The sequence below is a fragment of the Levilactobacillus andaensis genome (genome assembly GCF_016861695.1).
Taxonomy (GTDB): Bacteria; Bacillota; Bacilli; order Lactobacillales; family Lactobacillaceae; genus Levilactobacillus; species Levilactobacillus andaensis.
The window spans coordinates 237,316-260,796 of the sequence record NZ_BOLP01000004.1 but is presented as its reverse complement, the minus strand read 5'-3'; the positions used below and the strand labels follow the sequence as shown (position 1 = coordinate 260,796).

The window sequence follows — 23,481 nt, the reverse complement described above, 5'->3', positions numbered from 1 at the left end:
TATGCCATGATTGACTAGGAATCATGGTGTGGCAACTCATGCTTTGACGGAATAGGTGCGGTTTCTTCATGAGACTGGGCACCTATTTCGTGTCAGAGGGCGAACTTGCTGGTGCTGGTTATGAAGTAGAATCGTTGAATGTAGAAAATCGGCTGACAAGTTTAAGACTGAGCTTTGATAAGTTAGTCACAATGGCGCAGACAGACTATAATAACGTTGTTAAAATGTTGCTGTAGTCGCAGGCTGCCAAGGATGTAACCCCGTGTCGGTGGTCTTAGTCCGGCTGGGTTGTGCCGGGCTTAGAGCACAGGCCGAGCTTGATGACTCGATTTTTGAGGCACCAAGTCGCCCTGGGGACCGCTCCTCAGGCCCCAGGTCTGCCTCACCGGGTGGAGTCCTTGGCAGCCGGAGACGATTTAGACATTTTAGGAAAAACTTTTTGGAGGTGATTGCATGGCCCAACCGGCTTACATTTCAATTTCGTGTTTACCGTTGCCGACGTTTATTGAGGGGGGATACGCCACCTTTCATGCCGGTGACCATCACCCGAACCGTAACAACCTGCAGTATTTCATCCTGATGTTTATGATCAAGGGGAAACTCTTCATTTCGGAAGATGATAATGACTACACCGTTGAGCCGGGTGAAATGTTTGTCCTGCTGCCCATGCATCATCACTATTCTTGGCACGCGGTGACCGAGGACACGGGCTATTACTGGCTTCATTTCTACGTGTCTGGCCACTGGCAACAGCAGGCGATCTTGGTCCCGATGCGTTCAGCCATCAAGGTGCCGACGCTGCATCACTACACGCCGACTGAGACACTTTATCTGGCCAAGCACGCCAAGATGCAGCATCCGGACCGTCTGGTGCAAATGACCGAACAGATCTTCAAGAACAGTTCAGCGACCAAGGAATACGGCTTCTGGCAGGCGCAGCAACTCTTTATCGATGTCTTGCAGGAAGTGCAGGTTCAGTCGCAGCAAGATTCGGCAATGGTTCAGCTCTCGGGGCAGGTCCAGCGCTACTTGCGTGACCATTTCGACGAAAAAATTACCAATACCACGTTGAGTCAGGAATTCCATTTTCACCCGAACTACCTGATTCGAACGTTGAAGGCCACGACCGGGTTAACGCCCACTGAGTTTTTACGCCAGTACCGCATGGAAGAGGCCAGCAAGCGCTTGTTGAACACGAACATGCTGGAGACCGAAATCGCGGAGGCCATTGGTTTTCAAAACATTTACTACTTTTCAACGGTATTTAAACAATATACGGGTTTGTCACCCAGTCAATATCGCCAGGCCAATACCCGGCGGATCAAAGCAGACAAGGAGGGGTTGAAGTAATGGAATCAGCACAGTTTCAACTAGACGTGAACCAACGTGGGGCCATTGTCAATCTGCAAAATAAGCAGGACGACCACCACATGAACTGGGTCGTGGATCCCGCTTATCTCAAACAAGTCGGCTACCAAGACGAGGATAAATTATTTGGTGAGTTTACCCTGACCGTGGGTGACAAGACTTACCGCAGCGTTGACTTTGAACCCAATGTTTTGACCACGGACGACGACATTACGGTGTCTTACATGATTGCCGGCTTAGTCATCGTGGAAACGTACCGTTTGGTGGGCAAACAGGTGCAGTGGGACATTGTCGTTCAAAATCCAACTGACGACTTCATTACGCTGGAGAACTTTGGCGTGTGGGCCTCGCTGGCCTACGTGATGTTCCGCGACAAGAACGTTCACCGCAACATGTCCGACTCCGCCGCGGTCTTCCCCAGCATTTCGGCTAACTTTACCAAGCTGGCTGGTGTGCGGCGGGACAACCAAGGACCTAACCTGGGCCTGTTCCAAACGGCAGGGGTCACCCAATCCGTTGGGACCTACAACGAATGGACCAACCGGTTCTTCGAAAACGTTTCGCCTTCGCTGGACGGGTTACTGTTCCACCAGTTAGAACTAGCTGGCGGCTATCAACACGGCGAAGAACCAGCCAACGACTGGATCTACCCGCACAATTACGTGGTGATCACCGGTGGCGCTGCGCAGTGCTGGAGTTTCGTGCTCGAACCCTTCACGACGCAGGCCGACTTCAAGGCGGTTGCGGCGGCTAACGGCCATCCTGAAATCAACTACGATCCACTGCTGACGGTCGGTCAGACCACCAACATTCACATTGCCTTACCTGCAGGGGTTAAGCCAGAACGCATGGTGATGACCTACAAGACGGACGGTGAACTTCACAAGGAAGACGTGATCGGTGACTACGAGGGCGATATTTTAAAGACCCCAGTCAAAGGTGTCGGTGAACACTGCTTGCGGATCTACTTGACGGATGGCCGTAGTGACCTGATCGTCTTTAACGTCATGGCGGCCGTGCGCGACCTGATTGAAACCCGGGTCGACTGGTTGACCAAGAATGCTTACAACGGCAAGACGACCCAGCCATACGATGCCTTTACGCCAATTTCTAATCAAGGGGAGTCGCTCGGGAAACTTAGCTTGATTCTCCAGACGAACTTATTACATCAAACGGCTAAGACCGCGGACCAGGTTCGTGAGGTCGAGGCGAGTGCGGTCAACTATGTGAAGCCGAAGTGGTTTACCGACGGCGACTTCTTCAAACCGGTCAATCTGTACGGCGACTTCTACCGGGACATGGACTTCGAATATATTGGGCACGTCTACTACTTACTGGCCCAGTTTGACGAGGATGTCTTGCAGTTGAACTCACCGGCGACCTATTTGAAATGGGCGGCCCAGGTCTTCAACATGCGGGTCAACGCCGACCTTCACACTTCAGAACGGGGTAAGGAAGAGGCCCATACGTTAGGCGTTTACTTCCTGTACATCAACGACTTGCTGGCAGCCTTGAAACAACATGGCTTGACCAAAGAGTATGACCAAATCAAAGGGTGTTGGGAAGAAGCCACGCAACGGGTCGCAGCCCATAGTGGCGAGTATCAAGCGGCCATTACGGAACACTTCTATGACAATGCTGGGTTTGGTCCCGCAACCGGGGCCTTAGCCAATGCCGGATACGTCAAGGAAGCCCGGCTTTATGCGGAGCTGTTGAAGGCCAACATTGGCTACAGCAACGACTTCCGGAGCCAAGCACCCGATCGTTGGTGGGAAGCGCAGTCCTACATGATTCATTCCTTGTGGGGCGGAATCACGGCGGCCTCGGCCTTGGATGCGTACGAAGTCTTGGACGATACGGCCTTACTGCTGGCTTCCTACCGGGCATTCGTCGGTGTGCTGTACATGTACGACAGCAACGCCACGACGCCAACGAATCAGTTGAAGCCGGGCGAAGCGGCCTCGACCTACAGCATTGCCGGGCCAAACTTGAACCGGCCTGACCTGTCCCGGAACCGCTTTGGCCAATCGACATTTGCGAAGGACGGTGGCATTTACACCCGGCTCTTCCCAGACGGCGATACCGGTCAAGCCGATTGGGACATGGGTGAAGAACTCGCGGCCTACCTGACGGGCTTTGGCCAAAACGCCTATCTGTACGAAAAGGCAGATGGCGAATTGGCAGTCGTCAATGGGCGCCTCGAACAGCTTTCGGCAACGCAATACCGGGTAACGAACAACGCGCCATACCCCCACGCTGTGAAATTTATTCACCGGCAACAAGCCGTAACAACGACGGCCACGCAGGTTATTTATGACACGGAAAAGGGATTTTTAGACGCAACGGTGGCAGAATAGAGAAGAGAGTGTGACAGAAGTCGGGTGGCTGGCGAGCATTAACGGTGCTAGTCAGATAATCCCGGTCTTGGATTATTTGACTAGCAGTGTTAAGCGGAACCAGCTGACTTTTGTCACACGTTTCAGCAACATAAAATGAAAAATAGCCCTGCAACAACCAGAATTGGTGTCGCAGGGCTATTTTGCGACCTTCATAGGGCACCTCTACAGCGCTTATCAGCCACCCAAGCTTATTTATCCGTACAAGTCGATGATACCGCTATCATTCAGCCCGAAGAGTCATTAAACGGTCAGGTGAGTAAACGTTAGGGAATCCCAATCGTTCTACTTTAAGCACGGCAAAACGGAATCGGCTGCCCATGATTTTAACGAATTCGGTTTCAACGGCCTGAAATCTAAGAATTTTCTAAAAATAATACGTATAAATATAATTTATTGTTGATTTATGCGAATAAAAATTATACACTTAAGACGTTGAGTAGTAGAATTTATTAGCCGACAGAGCTATGGAGGTTTATCGCATGAATGCGGATAAGACTATTCAGGATGTTGAAAGCGGTAACATCTCGCTGGGGATCGAACTTGGATCAACGCGGATCAAAGCCGTTTTAGTCACTCCTGACTTTAAAACGATTGCTTCCGGCAGTTATGTTTGGGAAAACGAATTGAAGAACGGTGTTTGGACGTACTCCTTGGAGAACGTTTGGACCGGGATTCAAGCTAGTTACCAAGCGATGGCTGCGGAAGTTCAAGATAAATATGGTGTGCCGTTGACCAAAGTCGGGTCAATCGGCGTCAGTGCCATGATGCATGGGTACATGGCCTTCGATGCCAAGGACCAATTGCTGGTTCCTTTCCGGACTTGGCGGAATAACATCACGGAACAAGCCGCCGATGAGTTGACGAAGTTATTTGACTTCAACATTCCGCAACGGTGGAGCATTGCGCATCTCTATCAAGCTATCCTGAACCAAGAGGACCACGTCAAGGACGTTACGTTCTTCACGACATTGGCCGGCTACGTGCACTGGAAGTTATCCGGCGAACGGGTTCTGGGTATTGGGGATGCTTCCGGGATGTTCCCAATCGACAGCGATACCAAAGATTATAACGAAAAATTATTAGCGAAATTTAGAGACGTGAAGTCTGTTCGGCAATATCACTGGGACATCAAGGACATCCTGCCAAAGGTACTCCTTGCTGGTCAACCAGCTGGTAGCCTGACCACTGACGGGGCGAAGTTACTCGATCCAAAGGGGAACTTGGAAGCCGGCAGCGTGATGGCACCGCCTGAAGGAGACGCTGGAACCGGGATGGTTGGGACCAACGCCGTTCGCGAACGGACCGGGAACATTTCAGCCGGGACGTCAGCCTTCTCCATGGTGGTCTTGGACCAACCAATGAAGGCCGTTCACCGCGACATCGATTTGGTTACGACCCCAACTGGGTTACCAGTTGCCATGGTCCATACCAACAACTGTTCATCCGACATCAACGCTTGGGTCAACCTATTTAAGGAATTTGCCCAAACGATTGGTGTTGACCTGAAGCCCGATGAATTGTATGGGGCCCTCTTCAACAAGTCAACCGAGGGTGATGCCAACGCCGGGGGCCTGTTGAACTACAGTTACCTCTCTGGTGAAAACATCACCAAGATGACGGCTGGTCGGCCACTATTCGTCCGGACGCCAAATAGTAACTTTACCTTAGCCAACTTCGTGAAGACACAGCTGTACGCAGCTTTTGCCCCACTGAAGATCGGTATGGATATCTTGGCTAACGAGGAACACATTCACTTGGATTCCTTGATTGCCCAGGGTGGCCTGTTCCGGACGCCTAAGGTTGGTCAACAGGTCTTAGCGGACTCGTTGAACACCCCAATCACCGTGACCAGCAATGCCGGCGAAGGTGGTCCATGGGGGATGGCGGTTCTTGGTTTCTACGTCGCTGACAAGGATGCCAATGAAACGCTGGAAGACTTCTTGGACAACAAGGTCTTCGCCAACCCAGACAGCACGACGGTCGACCCTGACCCAGCTGGTGTTAAGGGCTCTAACGAGTTCATCGCCGGTTACAAGGCTGCCTTACCAGTTGAAGGCAAGGCCATTGACCTGCTGGACGATTAATTAAGACTTAAAGGAGAAATAGCATGCTTGAAGATTTAAAACAAGAAGTTTATGAAGCCAACATGCGCTTACCAAAGCTTGGCTTGGTCTCATTCACCTGGGGAAACGTCTCCGGTGTTGACCGTGAAAAGGGCTTGTACGTTATCAAGCCTTCTGGTGTTCCTTACGACGAACTGAAGCCAGAAGATATGGTCGTTGTGAACCTGAAGGATGGTAAGGTCGTTGAAGGAAAATTAAACCCCTCAAGTGACACACCAACCCACACGTACCTGTACAACCATTTTCCAAATATTGGTGGGATCGTTCACACCCACTCACCTTGGGCCGTTTCATTTGCCGCAGCTAAGATGGATATCCCAGCCATGAACACGACGCATGCCGATACCTTCTATGGTGACGTGCCTGCTGCCGACGCCTTGACTAAGGAAGAAATCGAAGAAGACTACGAAGGCAACACGGGTAAGACTATCGTGAAGACCTTTAACGAACGCGGCATCGACTACGAAGCCGTTCCCGCTGCCTTAGTTAGCCAACATGGTCCCTTCTCATGGGGCCCAACTCCTGACAAAGCCGTTTACAACGCTAAGGTTCTTGAAGTGGTTGCCGAAGAAGACTACCACACCTTACAGTTGACGCGGGCTAACCGTGAGTTGCCACAATACTTGCTGGACAAGCACTACCTCCGCAAGCATGGTGCCAACGCCTACTACGGCCAAAACAACGCCAAGTCCAAGGACCACGCTGCTCGCGAGTAGGGTTTGGTTTTGCCGCCTGCGCTAACTAGAGATTCCTGCCTGTGGGGCACGGCCGAAGCCTAAGAGCGGTCTTCGGCCTCGCCGGTAAGTCTCACAAAGTTCGTGAGTCTTGCCGACGTCCCGTGCTGTAAGACCGGAAAATCACCGGTCAAACAGCACCGACACTGGCATCCATCTCTAGTTAGCTCCGGCTACCCGAAACGTTACTTCGCGTTCGGCGTGAATTGGACGTGGTAGCGTGTCAGGTAGTGGGGTGGCCGTTTCAAAGTTCATGCCTATGACGCCTATATAAATCAGTATTTATATAAAGCACAGGCTGGCTACTTAAATTATTGCGAATAACTAATAAAAAATATATCAAAGGAGTGTCATTTTATGTTATCAGTACCAGATTACGAATTTTGGTTTGTTACCGGTTCTCAACATCTTTATGGTGAAGAACAATTGAAGTCCGTTGCCAAGGATGCCCAAGACATCGCTGACAAGTTGAACGCTAGCGGCAAGTTACCTTACAAGGTGGTCTTCAAGGATGTTATGACGACCGCTGAAAGTATCACTAACTTCATGAAGGAAGTTAACTACAACGACAAGGTTGCCGGTGTGATCACTTGGATGCACACGTTCTCCCCAGCTAAGAACTGGATCCGCGGGACTGAATTATTGCAGAAGCCATTACTTCACTTGGCTACCCAATACCTAAACAACATTCCTTACGCCGACATCGACTTTGACTACATGAACCTGAACCAAAGTGCTCATGGTGACCGCGAATATGCTTACATCAACGCGCGTCTGCAAAAGAACAACAAGATCGTTTACGGCTACTGGGGCGACGAAGACGTGCAGGAACAAATCGCACGTTGGGAAGACGTTGCTGTTGCTTACAACGAAAGCTTCAAGGTTAAGGTTGCCCGCTTTGGCGATACCATGCGGAACGTTGCCGTTACTGAAGGTGACAAGGTTGAAGCTCAGATTAAGATGGGCTGGACCGTTGACTACTACGGTATTGGTGACTTGGTTGAGGAAATCAGCAAGGTTGCTGACGCTGACATCGACAAGGAATACGCTGACCTCGAATCCCGTTACGAAATGGTTCAAGGCGACAACGATGCTGATAAGTACAAGCACTCTGTTCGTGTTCAATTGAAGCAATACCTTGGGATCAAGAGTTTCTTGGAAAAGGGCGGTTACACGGCCTTCACCACGAACTTCGAAGACCTTTGGGGGATGGAACAACTCCCTGGTTTAGCCGCACAATTATTGATTCGTGACGGTTATGGTTTCGGTGCCGAAGGTGACTGGAAGACCGCTGCCTTGGGCCGTGTCATGAAGATCATGTCTCACAACGACCGGACTGCCTTCATGGAAGACTACACGTTGGATCTACGGAAGGGCCATGAAGCCATCCTCGGTTCCCACATGCTGGAAGTCGACCCTTCAATCGCTTCCGACAAGCCACGGGTTGAAGTTCACCCATTGGACATTGGTGGTAAGGCTGATCCTGCACGTCTGGTCTTCACTGGTTCCGAAGGTGACGCCATTGACGTCACTGTTGCGGACTTCCGTGACGGCTTCAAGATGATCAGCTATGCCGTAGACGCTAACAAGCCAGAAGCTGAAACGCCTAAGTTGCCAGTTGCTAAGCAACTCTGGACGCCAAAGGTTGGTTTGAAGACCGGCGCCTTGGAATGGATGAAGGCCGGTGGTGGTCACCACACCATGCTTTCCTTCTCCCTGACCGAAGAACAAATGGAAGACTACGCTACCATGGTTGGTATGACGAAGGCTTTCATCAAGTAAGCTTGATTTAAATGGAGTGGCCGTTCGCCAGTTGGCGGGCGGCCACTTTTTAGACAGAAAGTATCTAAATACTAGTTAAGATTAGGCTAATATATTGGGCAACCTAGTGTTTCCTGCGCCTTACCGGCCGCCAGATATGGGCTGGAACGGTGCGGACGCAACTTGAAGCCTCGAAAACCGCGAGTCTACAAGGTTGGTCTTCTGCTAAGCCGACGGAAACCCGCCGTCAACTAAGCAGAACGACGCGCCTGAGCCCATATCTGGCGACCTCTCGGCTTACACAGTGGTTTTTTGTCAACTGGGAGGAAGAGCGTAAATTCGTTATCAGCTGAACTAAAGTTGCCGAGGCCATAAAGTTTTCAGCCGTTATTTGGGTGAGAATGTAAGAACAATCAGAGCCAGAAAAGGGCAGTGATGTAGCCAGCCGTCAAGCAAGCGTGTTTCTCTGACCTGAATTGTCTCCACAATAGGCGAAATCTCTAGTAGCCGTAGTTCGGTCAAATTTCAGCAAGTACACAAAACAATCAAGAAATGGAGTGATTAATTATGGTAAAAAGTGAAAAGGAAAAGATGATTACCGGTGAACTCTTCAACGTTTACGATGAGGAGCTTGTGGCCGAACGGGGCGTTGCCCGCGACAAGGTCGAAGCCTTTAACGCGCTGGGGGAGAAGCACCCCGAACAGAGTCAAAAGCTGATCAAGGAGATGTTTGGTGCGACTGGTGAGGACGTTGAAGTCCACGCGACCTTCCGTTGTGACTATGGGTACAACATCTACGTTGGCGAGGACTTTTTCGCCAACTACGACTGTGTCATGCTGGACGTGGCGCCCATCCGAATTGGCAAGCATTGTCTGCTAGGGCCCAAGGTGCAGATCTATTCGGTCAATCATCCGGCTGACCCCAAACTGCGGCGAAATGGGGCCATGGGGATTGGCAAACCGGTCACTCTAGGCGATGACGTCTGGGTCGGTGGCGGAGCCATCATTTGTCCGGGTGTGACGATTGGGAATAACGTCATCGTTGCCGCTGGGGCCGTGGTGACCAAGTCTTCTGGTGATAACGTCGTTTTAGGTGGCAATCCAGCGCGCGTCATTAAGAATTTAAAGTAGTTTTGTGTTAAAAAGCACAATCTTCGTAGATGCTGATACGGAGGTTGTGCTTTTTATTAACCGTTTATAAAAGAATACGCTTACATATAATTATCAAAACAAAGAAAACGTTTTAGAAAAGTAATACGAATGAAACAATAAATGGTTGATTTATCCGTATAAATAGTCTAAAATAACATTATTACGTTTGTGAAAACGGTTTACTTGAAAGCTATAATTACCGATATCACAATCATGGTAAGAGAGAGCGTTAGTTATCACACCTATTTACTCGGCAGGGATAGGCGTGTGTCGACAGAGAGAGCAAGAGACATTGGGAGGGAACATTTTGACAAGCACGAAGAAAATTTCAAGCGGTTTCATTTACTTTTTTGGGTCCTTTGGTGGCATTCTGTTCGGGTATGACATTGGGGTCATGACCGGGGCACTGCCATTTCTGGAACACGATTGGGCGTTAACGAACGCCGGGGTGATCGGCTGGATTACGTCGGCCGTGATGTTCGGGGCCATCTTTGGTGGAGCCATTTCCGGGCAGTTGTCCGATAAGCTGGGCCGCCGCAAGATGATTTTGATTTCAGCGTTGATCTTTGCCTTGGGCTCCTTACTATCCGGTTTAGCGCCTAATCAGGGGTCGATCTACCTGATTGCGGTCCGCATCTTCTTGGGACTGGCCGTTGGGGCGTCATCGGCGCTCGTGCCGGCCTACATGTCGGAAATGTCGCCAGCCCGATTACGGGGCCGGTTGACCGGGATTAACCAGACGATGATTGTGTCCGGGATGCTGATTTCCTACGTGGTCGACTATTTGTTAAAGGGACTGCCAGAACTCTTCACTTGGCGGTTGATGTTAGGCTCTGCAGCGGTACCAGCCATCATTTTATTTGCCGGTGTCCTGCGGTTGCCAGAATCGCCGCGGTTCCTGGTTAAAAACGGGGACTTGGCGGGTGCCAAACAGGTGTTGAGCTTTATTCGACCAGCCGATGAGATCGACGATGAATTAGCCGATATTCAGACGGCCGCTACGGATGAAGCCACTGTCGCCCAGAATACGACTTGGGCAACCTTGTTCTCAAGTAAGTATCGTTACTTAGTCATCGCCGGGGTTGGTGTGGCGGCGTTCCAACAGTTCCAAGGCGCCAACGCCATCTTTTACTACATTCCACTGATCGTGCAACAAGCTACCGGTGGGGCAGCTAGTTCAGCCCTGATGTGGCCAATTATTCAAGGAATTATTTTAGTCATTGGGTCACTGGTCTTCTTGGTGATTGCCGATAAATTTAACCGGCGGACGCTGTTAACGTTGGGTGGTGTGGTCATGGGGTTATCCTTCATCCTGCCAGCCATTCTAAACGTGGTTAACTTGAACAAAAATCCAATGTTGATTGTCCTGTTCTTATCAATCTACGTAGCCTTTTATTCCTTCACGTGGGCACCGCTGACCTGGGTACTGATTGGGGAAGTCTTCCCATTAGCTGTTCGGGGGCGGGCTTCAGGATTAGCCTCATCCTTCAACTGGATCGGGTCGTTTGCCGTGGGCTTGCTGTTCCCAATCATGACGCAGTCGATGTCTCAAGACGCCGTGTTCGCAATCTTTGGAATCATCTGTCTGCTAGGGGTTGCCTTCATTCGCTTATTCGTTCCAGAAACGAAGGGGCGGACGCTGGAAGAAATCGAACAACAAGGCACGCAAACGAAGAAGGTCTACGAGACTTCTGAATCGCGTGAGCATTAATCATGAGTCAACAAAAAAGCTTGACGGCCGCGGTCGTCGAGCTTTTTTATGGCCTAAACTAATGTAATCAAGTGGTTAACCCTTCAAAGTGATCCAGCCGCCCATTGCCACCAAGAACACGCCGACCAGTACGAAAACCGTCAATAGTGCCTTGGTGTCCGTATCGTGCTTGGTCTTAGGAATAAGCTTGGCGAACAGCAGAATGAGCAATGCCAGTCCAGATAACAAAATGAATACCCCGGTAGTTAAATTTTGTGTCATGATAATCTCCCCTTACACCTTAGATTATACCGATAATTGATTGAACTTACTTACCTGTGATGGTTTATTAAGAAAAAAGTTGAAATCGTGCTGGTTAGTGAGATGCAGGAAAGTTTCTGTATGTCCTGAGTTCAGGTATTTGTGTGGAGAAATTAAAAGCTCCACGGTCAATTTAGGCCGTGAAGCTTTTGCGGGTTGGGTGCAATTACAGCCAGCACCCCATGGCGCCACTGAAGTGACCTAACCCCATCAGACTGACCCAACCGCCCATGCCCACTAGGAACACGGCGACCACGACGAAAACGGTTAAGAGTGCAGTTGTATCCGTGTCATGCTTGGTTTTTGGAATTAATTTAACGAACAGAAAAATGAGTAGTGCGATCCCCGACACTAGAATAAATGACCCGGTTAATAGGTTTGCCGTCATCATAAAATCTCCCCCTTTATTCAACTAATTATACTGATTTGCTAGGGGAAAGGGTGAAATGACTCCCGCGATTTTAGGGCCTATGTTAAAATGATGGGTAGAGACAGGTCCTAGTAGTTTGTAAGGCACTAAAACAATTACGGTAAGGAATGTCGCGGACTTGGTGCTGGCGTTATAGCATATGTACCAGCGAAAGGATTCAGATAACAAAATAGACGATAGGGGTGACGAGCATGATTGATCGAATTGAAGCAAGTGCGGATGCCTTATGGTTAACGCCCAACGCAGAAGGGGTCGTCCGGATTGGTTTTGCGGATGATGGCCGTGAACTGGTGGGACCAGTGACCAAGATTACGTGGCAAAAGACCAGTGGTCAAGTCAAATTGGGAACACCGTTAGTGATCGTGCATGGCGAAAAAGAGGAACTCACGTTGCGTTCGCCGTTTGCCGGCCGAATTGCTGCCGTGAACACCGACCTCGTTGCCCATCCGGAGCGTCTGAATAATCGAAATGATGATCTCGACTGGATGGTTGATTTGGTCGATGACTAATTGGTTGAAAAGGAGCAAGACGGTATGGAATTGACCTGGCAGGTAACACAGCCGGTAACAAGCCTTAAAAAATTTCTCAACACGCAGGGGGTCAGTCACCGGGTCTTTAGCGACCTCAAACGGGACGGCACGATTCGGGTCAACGGCACCGTGGTTACCCCGGCAGTCACCCTGCAGGTCAATGATCAGGTGGCCGTGACGTTGCCAGCGGAGGCTGCGGATGATGCGGTCGCTGTCAGTCATGGACCACTGAACGTCTTATTTGAAAATCGCGACTGGTTGATCGTGGATAAGCCGGCTGGCCTCAATGTGGTCCCCGGTCCCGCTAACCGGACGGACACGTTGGTGAACCGGGTCAAAGGGTACTGGCTGGATGAGGACGCCGAGAACCTGGTGCCGCACATCGTCACCCGTCTTGACCGCTTTACCAGTGGGGTCGTGTGGATTGCTCGGCACCGCTTGGCCAATAGCCTGGCCAATCAGTTACAGGCCGCGCATCAGGTCCAGAAACGTTATTTAGCGGTGGTGAGTGGGCAACTTGAGGCTGACCATGGCATCATTGAGCAACCGTTGGCGAGTGATCCGGCTGGCTTTAACCAGATGGTCTCGCCGGAAGGAAAGCCAGCTAAGACGGAGTACTGGGTTCAACAGCGCTGGTCGACTGCCACGCTAGTTGAGGTCCAGTTACATACGGGCCGGACGCATCAGATTCGTGCCCACTTTACGTATTTAGACCATCCGTTGGTGGGGGATGAGCTGTATGGTGGTCCGCAACTTGGCGGGATGACGCGGCAGGCTTTACACGCCCATACGTTGGCGTTTGCCGACCCCTTTACCCATGACCAGCGGAGCTTTACCAGTACCGTCCCTGCTGATTGGCAGGCAATGATCCAAACCTTGAACGAGGAGTGAGCACAGTGGCAGACGAGGAACATCTAGGCTGTTTGGTGGACGGTGAGCCCATTTCGCTTGAGACCAGCCTTCAGCTGGCCGAGCTGGATGTGGGGCTACGCAACCGAATTAAGCGCGATTATCCGCAGAGTAAGCCGAGCGATTACATTTGCGGGCACCACCTGTTAAAATATCGGCTAGATCACGTCGATGCGATGATCAATGCCGATCTCAAGCAAACGAAAAAAATTAATCATAAGCTAACGAAGGCCTTGCAGAGTGACGATTACGACATCATCGACGTCAACGACAGCTTGAAAGAGAGCCTGACGTTTGGGCAAAAGGTCTCGGATGATGTTGCCCGTTTTGGTGGATCCTGGGGCTTTATCTTCGTCTTCATGTTCGTCTTGATTGGTTGGATGATTGTTAATGGACTCCACTTATTCGGGGTCAACTTTGACAACTATCCCTTCATTCTGTTAAATTTAGTATTGAGCTGTGTGGCGGCGATTCAGGCACCCATCATCATGATGAGCCAGAACCGTTCCGCCGACCGTGACCGGATGATGGCCGAAAACGACTATCACGTGAATTTAAAGGCCGAACACGAATTGCGATTGCTACATGCTAAAGTCGATCACTTGGCGCAGAATCAGGTTCCACATACCATGGAGATCGAACGATTTCAGTTAGAAATTTTAGGTGAAATTCGTCAAGAACTCGCCGAACTACGGGATGTCAAATCACCGGAGTCGACGTCACGAAGGGAGCCTCATCAATGAGAACTTGGATAACTGCCGGCGTTTTATTTGTTGTTGGTCTAGTCTTTGGCCAACGCGCCGCGGGACACGTTTCCGCAAGATAGGCGCGGCGATAGACGAGTTATTTAGCACAACTAGATGAAGGTTGTGGGGGTGACCCTGCAAATCCTTTGACAAATTTTCAATCCTCCGTTACTCTAGTGAAAGTACTAGAAATGGAGGATTTTTTGTGATAATTCGTGAAGCTCGACCAACGGATGCCCCTCAGATAGCACCGTTGATGAACTTGATTTACGACGAGATGGAATTGACCGACCTCGAGGACGTACCTGGCCCCGACTTATTGAAGGTCATCACGGCGGCGTACCGTACTCGGACTTACTTGTCTGGTGCGGCAACCACGGTGGTGGCCGAGGCCAATGGCCAAGTTGTTGGGGTTGCGTTCGGCTACCCCGGCGAAAAAGAAGACATCGTGGAAGATGTAATTACCCGGCTAACCGCCAAGAGTGCGGCATTCGATGAACCGTTAGAGGCTGATTCGGAAACCGCACCGGGCGAGTGGTATTTGGATTCGTTAGCCGTCTCACCAGATCATCAGGGCAAGGGAATTGGTCGTCAGCTATTGCGGGCCTTACCCGTTTATGCCCAGCGCGACCGCCAGTCGGTCATTGGGTTGAACGTCGACTTCGAGAATCCCGGTGCCATGAAGCTTTACGAGCGCATGGGCTACGAAGTTACTGGAACTCAAATGATTGGTGACCACAATTACTACCACATGCAACTTGAGATTGGGCAACCAGTCCGCATCGCAAATTAAACTGAACTGAAATGGTGTGCTCTAGAACGATTCGTCGTTCTGGGCACACTTTTTGATTACGCTTAGAAACTTTAGATTGGATAAACTTTGTCGCACTGCGGCTGTCAGGGATTCTGCCTGCTGTGGGGAACGCCTCCAGCCTGGGAAGCGGGCTTCCCGCTCGTTTTGAAGCCACACTAAGACTGTGTGTCTTCAAAGACGCCCATGGTCTAGGCTGGCTGCATCCCTGGCATCCTCCGGCTCTGATTGTGTTCTACCATGAGGATTGCTGTAGGTCTCGTGTGCGCTTAACTCTCTGGTTAGGCAGATAATGTTTTTACGCTTATCTTCCTAGTGGCCCAAAAATTACTATGTAAGCCGAGAGGTCGCCAGATATGGGCTCAGGCGTGTCCGCACCGTTCTAGCCCATATCTGGCGGCCGGCAAGGCGAAGGAAGCACCATGTTGCCAATTCACTTTTTGTTGCAAATACAGCATAATTGTTTTAAACTATTAGTTAACATGAAAGAGGGAATCGACAAATGGCTGAGATATTGCGACCCATCGGTGGAATCTCGCGGGCGCTGGATGCCATTGCCAACCGGGAGTTTCAGCGGGTGGCGTTGACGAAGGGGCAGTATTTATACTTGGCGCGGGTGACCGAACATCCCGGAATTATTTTGGAACGGCTCGCGGAACTCTTGCGGGTCGATCGGACCTCGGCGGCACGGGCCGTGCAGAAATTGACACAGGCCGGGCTGTTGGAAAAGCGGGCGGATGACGAGAATAAGAAAATTAAGCGGTTATTCGTGACGGCACAGGGTGAACAGATTTATCCCCTGGTCAAGCGAGAGAATGACTATTCAAACGGCATTGCCTTACAAGGATTCTCGGAAGTGGAGGCCGACCAGTTGGCTAAGTACCTGCAACGAGTCGATCAAAACGTTGCGGCCAACTGGGACGCCGTGAAGCACGGCGAACAACGACACTATTAGAAGGAGCTACTTGAAATGACAGGAAAGATTGAATTGTGTACCTTGGCGGATTTGAAGACGCTACAGCAAGTTAGTCGGGCCACTTTTGCCGATACCTTCGGCGCAGCCAACACACCGACAGACTTGGCAGAATATTTAGATACAGCTTATAGCGATGCGCAGTTGACCCAGGAGATGCAGCAGCCGACGACACGGTTTGAGTTTATCCTGGTTGATGATCAGGTGGCGGGGTACCTGAAGTTAAATTGGGGAGCCAGCCAATCGGAACGCCGGGGGCCAGCTACTTTGGAAATCGAACGCATCTACATCCTGCCAGCGTTTAAACGGCAAGGACTCGGTCGGCAATTTTACGATGACGCGGTCGCAACGGCTAAACAGCTTGGATGTCGGACGATTTGGCTCGGCGTTTGGGAACATAACGAGCCCGCTCAGAAGTTTTATCAGCGGATGGGCTTCCAACAGGTCGGTGACCACGTCTTCCAATTGGGGACGGACGCACAACGCGATTTAATTTTGGAGAAGACGCTGGTATAATAGTTTCTAACGAGAGTGTGCCAAGGGGCGGCTGCCCTTTGGCACACGTTTCTGCAATATGAAATTGGCGGTCTAAATTAAGACGCCCATTTCAACAACGGAACTATATTTAGGAGGATTAACCGATGAAGGACGACATACAATTAGGCGACAACGAATTTGCCAAAATGATGCTGGTGCTCAAGTCGCCAGTGACCCAAGCCAACCACAAGGAATTTAAGTTTCTTGATGGGACTGAGACCGGTGAGATGCAAGAGATTGCGCCGGATATCTGGGCAATGCCCGCCTACATGCAGGAAGACGATGACTTCACGATGTTCTTCTTAACCACTCAGATTGAATCTGGTGAGACCGTGATGGCCTTTGCGACCGGGGAAACCGATGACGGCAACTTCCGGTTGAGCGCACCCATGGTGACGGGGGCGGGGCTGAACGTGTTAAATGAGCAGCAGCCGAACCGGGCCAAACGGGTCTTGAAATTTTTGAATGATATTTCCAAAGCGGATGAAGGTAGCTGGCGAATGGTCGATTAACCGCGAATAATGGCGAAATGGAGGTGGTCGCATGGAACAGACGACCAAGGCGTTTAACCTGCCACTTTTACTGGCGCCCTTCATCTCGCGACTCGGAAGCACGCTTTATCTCTTTGGATTAAATTGGTTCGTGGTACAAGCCACGGGAAATGCGGCGCTGCTGGGGGTGATTCAAGCCATCGGCGGGGTCGTTTTGTTTTTCGGTGATCTCCTCTGTGGCGTGGTCGTCGACAATTTCAACCGGAAACGAATCGTGGTCAGTGCCGAATTGCTCAGTGTCTTAGGCTGTTTGGCCTGCGCCTGGTGGTTGGACCCGCTGCATATCACGGCGGCCCCACTGATTACATTGACGGTTATTTTGGATGTCGGGCTGGCGTTCAGTCTGCCCGCGGCCAAGGCAATGATTCCGGAGCTGATCACGCTGGCGGGACGGCAACGATTTAACGCCGTCAGCAACACGCTGATTGATCTAGCAGATATCTGTGCGCCACTGATTGGTGGGGGCCTGCTCGCCTTACATTGGTTAAATCTGCAAGGATTCTTACTGCTGAATGGCACCTCATTTCTGCTATCGTTTCTGTTATACCTCAGCATTAGGTATCAAAAGCCAACTGGCGAAGCTTCACAACTAGGCGTTAAGGAGAGCCTGTTGACGGGCTGGCATTACGTCTGGCAACGGCCAAAGTTGGTCGAGGTCATCGTACTTGGCGGTCTGATCAACGTGTTGTACGCAGCGGTCCGGCTGGTCTTGCCCTATGACGTCAACCATCTGTATGGTGGCGACTCGGCAAAGTATAGTTATTTACTGGTCATGTTGGCGTTGGGGGGCATCCTCGGTGGTGCGCGGCTAACGTTGGCGCGGCGAGAACCGCACCGGCAGCAGAATTACGCCGATTTGGCCTTGGCAGCGGGGGCGTTACTGGTCGCCGGGGTGTGGGCCAACTACTGGGTTCTCCTGGTGGCTAGTGGTCTCTTCGGCTTTTGCTACTCGTGTTTTGAAATTCGGGCGATTACGATCACTCAAAATTTAACGGCTCCGGATTATTTAGGGCGGATGTTTGGGATTCTCTTTCTGGCCATTGATGCGTTTCAGCCGTTGGGGAGCTTCGTTTTTGGCTTCGTGACGGACTGGGTCGCCAACTGGACACTGGTCATTATAGGCAGTCTCTTGGTGTTAGGGTTAGCTTTAATTAATCATTGGTATCAACGACTAATTCGTTAGAGACGATTAATAAAATAAGCGTTGACATGGGTGTGAGCAAGTCCGTATAATAGTTGAAAATAACGTTTGCCGTTGGTGAATTTTAGTCAACGGTCAGACGGTCAATAGGTTCCTTTAACGTTGTCCCGTGAGGCAACTAAGGGTGCACCCTCCGGCAGATGCTGGGCTAAGTCTAGGCTTGAAGTGGGCGCGCACGTTTCCTTACGGGGGACGGGCGCGCTTTTTCTATCTCACGACTGGAGGTCTTTGTTTATGAAAGAAGCACCATCACGCTACCGCAATCCGGATGCCCTGATCGACATCTGGGAACGGCCGAGCTGGGGAAAATGGTTCGGGTTATCGCTCCAACATTTATTTTCGATGTTTGGGTCAACGGTGTTAGTTCCCATCTTGGTGGGCTTAAATCCCGGCATCGCGCTGTTTAGTTCCGGTGTGGGGACGTTGATGTACATACTGATTACGCGGGGAAAGATTCCGGCGTACATGGGATCCAGCTTTTCCTTTATCGTGCCAATGGTGGCGTTAATGAAGACGACCGGCTATCCGGGAATCGCCCAAGGAACGCTGGCCGTTGGGGCAGTGTACCTGATCGTCGCCTTGATTGTGGCGTGGATCGGGTCGGACTGGATCAACAAGGCCTTGCCACCAATCGTCGTGGGGCCAATGGTCATGGTGATTGGCCTTTCGCTGGCGGGGAGTGCTGCCCAGAAGGCCACGGTGGACAGCCAGGGAACCTATCACTGGCAATTCTTCGCGGTCGCCATGGCAACGTTACTCCTGACGGTCGGGTTCAACCTGTATCTGCGTGGTTTCCTATCATTGGTACCAATTTTGTTAGGAATCGTCGCGGGCTACTTGATTGCTGCGCTGGCGGGATTGGTCGACTTCAAACCGGTCATGACGGCGGCATGGTTCTCCCTGCCGAGCTTTGAGGTGCCGATTCTGAGCTACCCGCTGCACTTTTATTGGGGGGCCATCGTCAGCCTCGCGCCGATTGCGTTTGTCACGATGACCGAACACATTGGTCACATCACGGTGCTAAATGAATTGACTCACCGTAACTTCTTCGAAGACCCCGGCCTGCACCATACGCTAGCGGGGGATGGGCTAGCGTCGATCATCGCAAGTTTCGTCGGTGGTCCACCGGTAACGTCCTACGGTGAAAACGTTGGTGTGCTGGCGATTACGCGGGTGCACAGTGTCTATGTCCTGATTGGGGCGGCGGTCTTTGCCATCATCTTTAGCTTTGTCGGTAAGCTGAGTGCCTTGATTGAAAGTATTCCGAACCCCGTCATTGGGGGCATCAGCTTCCTCCTGTTTGGGGTGATTGCGTCGAGTGGGATGCGCATCTTGATTGAAAAGCACGTGGACTTCAACAAGAAGCGCAACCTGATGATTGCCTCGGCCATCCTGGTCATTGGGATTGGCAACGCCTATCTCAAGGTCGGCCAATACGAGTTCTCGGGGCTAGCGGTCGCCGCTGTACTGGGAATTGTGTTGAACCTGGTACTGCCGCAGGATGATTAGCCTAGCCATCAAGTAGGCTTATATAATTTGGATATTAAAAATAGTCGCTACTCTCACTGAGATGTTAGCGGCTATTTGACGTTTGTTCATCGATAGTTTTGTCCAAAACGCCATCGGGGCATCGAGGTCGATTGCGTTAGTTAGACATATAACTTATTCGAGTGGCTTGGATATCCTTATTCAAGGAACTGGGTTAAATTGGCCCTTACGAGGTGAACGAGATGAAAGTTTTTACAAACGAACTCATCATCATGTTTCGATATTTTTTGAAGGTGCAGACGACCCAATGGGTTTTCTTGGGATATAGTATTTTATTGCCCTTGCTAATGATCATACCGAATCTGTCAACCGCAACCCATTCAGGTTCAACAGCAGCGTTGAATACAATTTTACCTTGGATTGGATACTTGATCTTCAGTAACGCCATTACGGCGAATTCTGATGTCGTTACACTGAGAGAACAGGGCTATTTAAAACAATATAAAACGTTGGTGACGTCACTGTCAGTCTTTACCGTTAGCAAGCAGCTTGTGTGGTTTGCTATGCAATGTGTCGAAATTCTGCTCATTTCGCTGGTATGTGCTGTACTTTACCATATCAATATTGTCTTCATTTTCGGGACACTTTTGATTGCAAGCACCATGACGTACTTTGTTTTAGCTAATATTTTTCAGTTTTTAATTTTACTGCCAATAAACGCTAAAGCATTGGTCGTGGTCAATTACATTTGCTTTGCGATTGCTTTCTTTTTAGCTTTCAGTGCATCACAGTTCTTCCATCTTCCTCTATGGTCAAACCCGATTAACTTTCTTGTATTTTGTTACCGGCTGATTGTGTCACCACGAATTTTGCCTTTGTTGGGGTATCTTGCGGCGCTTGCTCTCAGTGTTGTCATTAGTAAGGTCATCCTAAGACTGGTCAACACATCGCCGGTGGAGAGGGGTTAAGTCATGGAGCTAAAAGATTACTCATATACCTATCAACACGAAACAGCATTGGCCCTCAATCAAGTTAACTATAAGGTCCACGAGAATGCGGTCAATTTTGTGATTGGGCCAAATGGGTCTGGCAAGAGTACGCTAATAGATGCGTTGACTTTGAATACGCGGTTTGGCAAAGCGGCGGGACAGGTTATTGGTCCCACTGACAACAACTATCTGTACGTTACCCAATATTTACCGTTACTAGGGACCGTTCGCTGTTCCGAAATCACCAGGTTTATTTTAGGAAATGTATTTTTGGATTCTCACATAGACCTTGAATTTTTAGAGAATAGGTTAGATGAACGAGTACTTTCGTTTCTCAAACGCGTGTGGCATAAAAAGTATAACGACTTATCGGGTGGTGAGGAAAAGCTACTACAGTTGTATTTATTTCTCCAGTCTCAAAAGGAGTTTATCGTTTTAGACGAACCATCGGCGTATATTGACCGGAGAAATGTGAAGCTGGTATTTGACTTAATTGAGGAAAGACTGAAACAACAAACTTTTTTGATTGTCACTCACGATGTTCGGGATATTCGTCTAGTTCCTGATTCTTTTGTTTCTGTTTTAAATCAAGGGAAAATCGTCTCAGAGCTCAGAGGTCAAGATTTCATTGATAGGGAATTCTCTCAAGAACTGCCGTTTATATATGACTTTTCGGAGTATTAAATCAGTGCCTAGGAAGGGTTCTTTAAGCTGTCAATCCAATCATCAAAGTCGGTCAACGAACCAATAGTTATCACTTGGCCGGTTTCAGTTTCATTTTTGGCGGTCACTGCGTCGGAAAAATCTAAAAGGTTTCCGTGATTATTGGCTGCCTGGACTAAAGATAAGCGAATGTATTCGGAAATAGTAAATCCTTGTGCTGCCAAATTGTTTTTGGCCTGCTCATAAGTGTCTGATGATATCCGCGTCGAAACGATTTTGTTTTTGACATCGGGGCTCATTTAGTTCGCCTCCTAGTTTTTACCATCATACGCCAGAATGATTCGTTTTCGGCAACATTTGCAATTGAAGTTAGACTGAAAAGTAGTCGCAAATAGCCCATTCCCTACAGTATCTGGGGATGGGCTATTTGATGTTAACTTTTATGTGGGGCTTACCCAATCGAAAAGTAGCGAAGCACCGCCATCGCCATGATGCCGACCACCACGACCATCAGCAGGCTTTTGGTCAGGACGCCCGCAATCGTCGCTGGAATCGCCGCGAGACAGTTGGCAACGTTGAGGGTGGCTAAGTGTCCCGGGTTAGCGATAAATAGGCTCTGGCAGCATAAGGCGGTCATAATGGTAATCGGAACGAAGGACAAAAAGTTGATCAGCCACGCTGGTATGGTCAGCGATTTAACGAAGGCAAACGGCAGGGCCCGCGATAGAATCGTGACCAGACCACAACCGAGAATCGTCCAGAGTTCAGTTAAGCTCATCGACATTTTTTCATCTCCATTCCAAAGAGGCAACCCGCCACAGTGGCAACGAGTAACGCGAAGTTTTGACTCATGATGCCAATCATAAAGTAGTAGACCAGGGCCACAAAGAGCATGACCATGAGCTGGAGCGACAGGCCTAAATGGCGGTCACTGATCAACTGGAGGTAGACGAGGCCAATGAACATGGCGGTCAGGGCAAAGTCAAAGCCGAAACGCTCGGGATTGGTGATCAGCCCACCCAAGACAGCACCAACAATAGTCGCAATCCCCCAGACCAGGTAGGCGACGACGTTTGCGGCGGATTGCCATGCAAAGCTCAATTTGCCGTTCGTCTTGTTCTGCTTATTCATGGCGAGCGCAAAGGTTTCATCCGTGACCAAAGACCCGATTAAGAGGTTGCGGGTCAACGATTCATGCCGGAAATATTGAGCTAGACTGGTACTCATTAAAATCATTCGAGAATTGACCAAGAAAGTCGAAATAAAAATGGCAGAAAGCGGGTCATGTAATAAAAGCATGCTGGTAATAATGAATTGCGCGGACCCCGCATAGACGATAAATGAGAGACCGGCAACGACCAATAAACTGAGGTGGCTGGTGTGGGCAACAATGCCAAAAGCCAGGCCCACCCCTATGTAACCAAAGACCGTGGGGAGGACATCGTGGACGCCGGCCCTGAAGGTGAGTGAAGGACCCATGACTAACTTCCTTTCTGAATTCTAATTTAGTTTTAACTTCCATTTTAGCCCTGTCGGTGGCGGGCGTAAACGTGTAATTTAATTGTAAATTTTGGCATCAAAAAAAGGTAAGAGAAAAGGTTGCATTTCGGTAAAGACGGTTGTATGATACTCTCATTGATAAAAGATGAAAGTGAGGGTATGGGCGATGAAGATGAACTTGACTGAACTGGCTGCGGCCGCACACGTCGACGCTAGCGACATTGAAGCTTACGTAAAGAACGGCTTGTTAGGGGAGGCACACTCCGCAACAGAGTTTGACGAGTCTGATCTCTACTGGATCGACATGATTCAATGTTTTCAGGAAAACGGAACGTCTTTAGACGACTTATCCGGGTTAATGCCACGTTGTCGTAAGGGACAAACACAGTTAACTCAGGTGATCTAGTTAAGGTAATGAATCGGTAAAATGCATCACTAAGCAGCTCGACGGAATCTTGTCCGTGAGCTGCTTTTTTAATATAGTCTGACTTCGCCTTGCCGGCCGCCAGATATGGGCTGGAACGGTGCGGACGCAACTTGAAGCCTCGAAAATCGCGAGTCTTCAAGCTTGGTCTTCTACTAAGCCAGTGAGAAATTCACTCACT

Annotated in this window: 24 protein-coding genes; 19 read left to right on the top strand and 5 right to left on the bottom strand. The window is 50.0% G+C overall.

Annotated features, from left to right (window positions below; translation table 11 throughout):
* Positions 1-453: 453 nt before the first annotated feature.
* The 7 genes from JUF10_RS03805 (at position 454) to JUF10_RS03775 (ending at position 11,248) form a co-directional block, all read left to right on the top strand.
* Positions 454-1,350 carry a helix-turn-helix transcriptional regulator gene (locus JUF10_RS03805; RefSeq protein ID WP_203640886.1) on the top strand — a complete coding sequence of 299 codons (897 nt, stop codon included), beginning with the start codon at positions 454-456 and terminating at the stop codon, positions 1,348-1,350.
* The gene (locus JUF10_RS03800; protein WP_203640885.1) at positions 1,350-3,725 is read left to right on the top strand and encodes a hypothetical protein; all 2,376 of its coding nucleotides are present in this window, start codon (positions 1,350-1,352) and stop codon (positions 3,723-3,725) included. The genes JUF10_RS03805 and JUF10_RS03800 overlap by 1 nt, the downstream gene beginning before the upstream one ends.
* Before the next feature lie 521 nt (positions 3,726-4,246).
* Positions 4,247-5,851: a xylulokinase gene (locus JUF10_RS03795; protein WP_203640884.1), complete on the top strand. Its 1,605-nt coding sequence runs from the start codon at positions 4,247-4,249 to the stop codon at positions 5,849-5,851.
* 23 nt (positions 5,852-5,874) lie between these two features.
* Positions 5,875-6,606 carry an L-ribulose-5-phosphate 4-epimerase gene (locus JUF10_RS03790; protein ID WP_203640883.1) on the top strand — a complete coding sequence of 244 codons (732 nt, stop codon included), beginning with the start codon at positions 5,875-5,877 and terminating at the stop codon, positions 6,604-6,606.
* A 375-nt stretch (positions 6,607-6,981) separates the two neighbouring features.
* Positions 6,982-8,406, top strand: a complete 1,425-nt coding sequence (araA, locus tag JUF10_RS03785) for an L-arabinose isomerase (RefSeq protein ID WP_203640882.1) — start codon at positions 6,982-6,984, stop codon at positions 8,404-8,406.
* A gap of 546 nt (positions 8,407-8,952) precedes the next feature.
* Positions 8,953-9,516 carry a sugar O-acetyltransferase gene (locus JUF10_RS03780; RefSeq protein ID WP_203640881.1) on the top strand — a complete coding sequence of 188 codons (564 nt, stop codon included), beginning with the start codon at positions 8,953-8,955 and terminating at the stop codon, positions 9,514-9,516.
* Between the two features lie 328 nt (positions 9,517-9,844).
* Positions 9,845-11,248 carry a sugar porter family MFS transporter gene (locus tag JUF10_RS03775; RefSeq protein ID WP_203640880.1) on the top strand — a complete coding sequence of 468 codons (1,404 nt, stop codon included), beginning with the start codon at positions 9,845-9,847 and terminating at the stop codon, positions 11,246-11,248.
* A 75-nt stretch (positions 11,249-11,323) separates the two neighbouring features.
* On the opposite strand, the gene JUF10_RS03770 is transcribed toward JUF10_RS03775, so the two are convergent.
* Together JUF10_RS03770 and JUF10_RS03765 are read right to left on the bottom strand one after the other, a co-directional pair.
* Positions 11,324-11,509, bottom strand: coding sequence for a hypothetical protein (locus JUF10_RS03770; protein WP_203640879.1), 186 nt, complete (start codon positions 11,507-11,509; stop codon positions 11,324-11,326).
* A 205-nt stretch (positions 11,510-11,714) separates the two neighbouring features.
* A complete protein-coding gene (locus tag JUF10_RS03765) occupies positions 11,715-11,939 on the bottom strand; it encodes a hypothetical protein (protein WP_203640878.1) in 225 nt (74 codons plus the stop codon).
* A gap of 230 nt (positions 11,940-12,169) precedes the next feature.
* Here JUF10_RS03765 and JUF10_RS03760 point away from each other — a divergent pair, with 230 nt between their 5' ends.
* The 11 genes from JUF10_RS03760 (at position 12,170) to JUF10_RS03710 (ending at position 21,397) form a co-directional block, all read left to right on the top strand.
* Positions 12,170-12,487 carry a biotin/lipoyl attachment domain-containing protein gene (locus JUF10_RS03760; protein WP_048735369.1) on the top strand — a complete coding sequence of 106 codons (318 nt, stop codon included), beginning with the start codon at positions 12,170-12,172 and terminating at the stop codon, positions 12,485-12,487.
* Between the two features lie 24 nt (positions 12,488-12,511).
* The gene (locus JUF10_RS03755; protein WP_203640877.1) at positions 12,512-13,399 is read left to right on the top strand and encodes an RluA family pseudouridine synthase; all 888 of its coding nucleotides are present in this window, start codon (positions 12,512-12,514) and stop codon (positions 13,397-13,399) included.
* A gap of 5 nt (positions 13,400-13,404) precedes the next feature.
* Positions 13,405-14,160 carry a DUF1003 domain-containing protein gene (locus JUF10_RS03750; protein WP_203640876.1) on the top strand — a complete coding sequence of 252 codons (756 nt, stop codon included), beginning with the start codon at positions 13,405-13,407 and terminating at the stop codon, positions 14,158-14,160.
* Between the two features lie 259 nt (positions 14,161-14,419).
* Positions 14,420-14,956: a GNAT family N-acetyltransferase gene (locus JUF10_RS03745; protein WP_203641087.1), complete on the top strand. Its 537-nt coding sequence runs from the start codon at positions 14,420-14,422 to the stop codon at positions 14,954-14,956.
* Between the two features lie 520 nt (positions 14,957-15,476).
* The gene (locus tag JUF10_RS03740) at positions 15,477-15,929 is read left to right on the top strand and encodes a MarR family winged helix-turn-helix transcriptional regulator (protein ID WP_203640875.1); all 453 of its coding nucleotides are present in this window, start codon (positions 15,477-15,479) and stop codon (positions 15,927-15,929) included.
* Positions 15,930-15,944: 15 nt separating this feature from the next.
* Positions 15,945-16,463, top strand: coding sequence for a GNAT family N-acetyltransferase (locus JUF10_RS03735; protein WP_203640874.1), 519 nt, complete (start codon positions 15,945-15,947; stop codon positions 16,461-16,463).
* A 125-nt stretch (positions 16,464-16,588) separates the two neighbouring features.
* Positions 16,589-16,996 (top strand): hypothetical protein, encoded by a 408-nt coding sequence (locus JUF10_RS03730; protein WP_203640873.1) that lies wholly within the window; start codon positions 16,589-16,591, stop codon positions 16,994-16,996.
* A gap of 31 nt (positions 16,997-17,027) precedes the next feature.
* Entirely contained in the window at positions 17,028-18,218 is a 1,191-nt protein-coding gene (locus JUF10_RS03725) for an MFS transporter (RefSeq protein WP_203640872.1), read from the top strand.
* A gap of 252 nt (positions 18,219-18,470) precedes the next feature.
* The gene (locus JUF10_RS03720) at positions 18,471-19,745 is read left to right on the top strand and encodes a uracil-xanthine permease family protein (RefSeq protein WP_203640871.1); all 1,275 of its coding nucleotides are present in this window, start codon (positions 18,471-18,473) and stop codon (positions 19,743-19,745) included.
* 221 nt (positions 19,746-19,966) lie between these two features.
* A complete protein-coding gene (locus JUF10_RS03715) occupies positions 19,967-20,692 on the top strand; it encodes a hypothetical protein (protein WP_203640870.1) in 726 nt (241 codons plus the stop codon).
* Positions 20,693-20,695: 3 nt separating this feature from the next.
* Positions 20,696-21,397: an ATP-binding cassette domain-containing protein gene (locus JUF10_RS03710; protein ID WP_203640869.1), complete on the top strand. Its 702-nt coding sequence runs from the start codon at positions 20,696-20,698 to the stop codon at positions 21,395-21,397.
* 8 nt (positions 21,398-21,405) lie between these two features.
* Here the strand turns inward: JUF10_RS03710 and JUF10_RS03705 are convergent, their stop codons facing one another.
* The 3 genes from JUF10_RS03705 to JUF10_RS03695 form a co-directional block, all read right to left on the bottom strand.
* A complete protein-coding gene (locus JUF10_RS03705) occupies positions 21,406-21,675 on the bottom strand; it encodes a type II toxin-antitoxin system RelB/DinJ family antitoxin (protein ID WP_203640868.1) in 270 nt (89 codons plus the stop codon).
* A 152-nt stretch (positions 21,676-21,827) separates the two neighbouring features.
* Entirely contained in the window at positions 21,828-22,160 is a 333-nt protein-coding gene (locus JUF10_RS03700) for an AzlD domain-containing protein (RefSeq protein WP_203640867.1), read from the bottom strand.
* Positions 22,151-22,855 (bottom strand): AzlC family ABC transporter permease, encoded by a 705-nt coding sequence (locus JUF10_RS03695; RefSeq protein ID WP_203640866.1) that lies wholly within the window; start codon positions 22,853-22,855, stop codon positions 22,151-22,153. Before JUF10_RS03695 ends, JUF10_RS03700 begins: the two co-directional genes overlap by 10 nt.
* A 187-nt stretch (positions 22,856-23,042) precedes the next feature.
* Here JUF10_RS03695 and JUF10_RS03690 point away from each other — a divergent pair, with 187 nt between their 5' ends.
* Complete coding sequence (locus JUF10_RS03690) at positions 23,043-23,282, top strand: MerR family transcriptional regulator (RefSeq protein ID WP_203640865.1); 240 nt, start codon at positions 23,043-23,045, stop codon at positions 23,280-23,282.
* The last annotated feature ends 199 nt before the right edge of the window (positions 23,283-23,481 follow it).

Coding starts and splice junctions, on each gene's coding strand:
- JUF10_RS03795 (WP_203640884.1), top strand. CDS start 4,247: ATGAATGCGGATAAGACTATTCAGGATGTTGAAAGCGGTAACATCTCG.
- JUF10_RS03780 (WP_203640881.1), top strand. CDS start 8,953: ATGGTAAAAAGTGAAAAGGAAAAGATGATTACCGGTGAACTCTTCAAC.
- JUF10_RS03740 (WP_203640875.1), top strand. CDS start 15,477: ATGGCTGAGATATTGCGACCCATCGGTGGAATCTCGCGGGCGCTGGAT.
- JUF10_RS03805 (WP_203640886.1), top strand. CDS start 454: ATGGCCCAACCGGCTTACATTTCAATTTCGTGTTTACCGTTGCCGACG.
- JUF10_RS03760 (WP_048735369.1), top strand. CDS start 12,170: ATGATTGATCGAATTGAAGCAAGTGCGGATGCCTTATGGTTAACGCCC.
- JUF10_RS03800 (WP_203640885.1), top strand. CDS start 1,350: ATGGAATCAGCACAGTTTCAACTAGACGTGAACCAACGTGGGGCCATT.
- JUF10_RS03735 (WP_203640874.1), top strand. CDS start 15,945: ATGACAGGAAAGATTGAATTGTGTACCTTGGCGGATTTGAAGACGCTA.
- JUF10_RS03765 (WP_203640878.1), bottom strand. CDS start 11,939: ATGATGACGGCAAACCTATTAACCGGGTCATTTATTCTAGTGTCGGGG.
- JUF10_RS03690 (WP_203640865.1), top strand. CDS start 23,043: ATGAAGATGAACTTGACTGAACTGGCTGCGGCCGCACACGTCGACGCT.
- JUF10_RS03705 (WP_203640868.1), bottom strand. CDS start 21,675: ATGAGCCCCGATGTCAAAAACAAAATCGTTTCGACGCGGATATCATCA.
- JUF10_RS03710 (WP_203640869.1), top strand. CDS start 20,696: ATGGAGCTAAAAGATTACTCATATACCTATCAACACGAAACAGCATTG.
- JUF10_RS03745 (WP_203641087.1), top strand. CDS start 14,420: ATGAACTTGATTTACGACGAGATGGAATTGACCGACCTCGAGGACGTA.
- JUF10_RS03730 (WP_203640873.1), top strand. CDS start 16,589: ATGAAGGACGACATACAATTAGGCGACAACGAATTTGCCAAAATGATG.
- JUF10_RS03755 (WP_203640877.1), top strand. CDS start 12,512: ATGGAATTGACCTGGCAGGTAACACAGCCGGTAACAAGCCTTAAAAAA.
- JUF10_RS03700 (WP_203640867.1), bottom strand. CDS start 22,160: ATGTCGATGAGCTTAACTGAACTCTGGACGATTCTCGGTTGTGGTCTG.
- JUF10_RS03715 (WP_203640870.1), top strand. CDS start 19,967: ATGAAAGTTTTTACAAACGAACTCATCATCATGTTTCGATATTTTTTG.
- JUF10_RS03725 (WP_203640872.1), top strand. CDS start 17,028: ATGGAACAGACGACCAAGGCGTTTAACCTGCCACTTTTACTGGCGCCC.
- JUF10_RS03720 (WP_203640871.1), top strand. CDS start 18,471: ATGAAAGAAGCACCATCACGCTACCGCAATCCGGATGCCCTGATCGAC.
- JUF10_RS03695 (WP_203640866.1), bottom strand. CDS start 22,855: ATGGGTCCTTCACTCACCTTCAGGGCCGGCGTCCACGATGTCCTCCCC.
- araA (WP_203640882.1), top strand. CDS start 6,982: ATGTTATCAGTACCAGATTACGAATTTTGGTTTGTTACCGGTTCTCAA.
- JUF10_RS03790 (WP_203640883.1), top strand. CDS start 5,875: ATGCTTGAAGATTTAAAACAAGAAGTTTATGAAGCCAACATGCGCTTA.
- JUF10_RS03770 (WP_203640879.1), bottom strand. CDS start 11,509: ATGACACAAAATTTAACTACCGGGGTATTCATTTTGTTATCTGGACTG.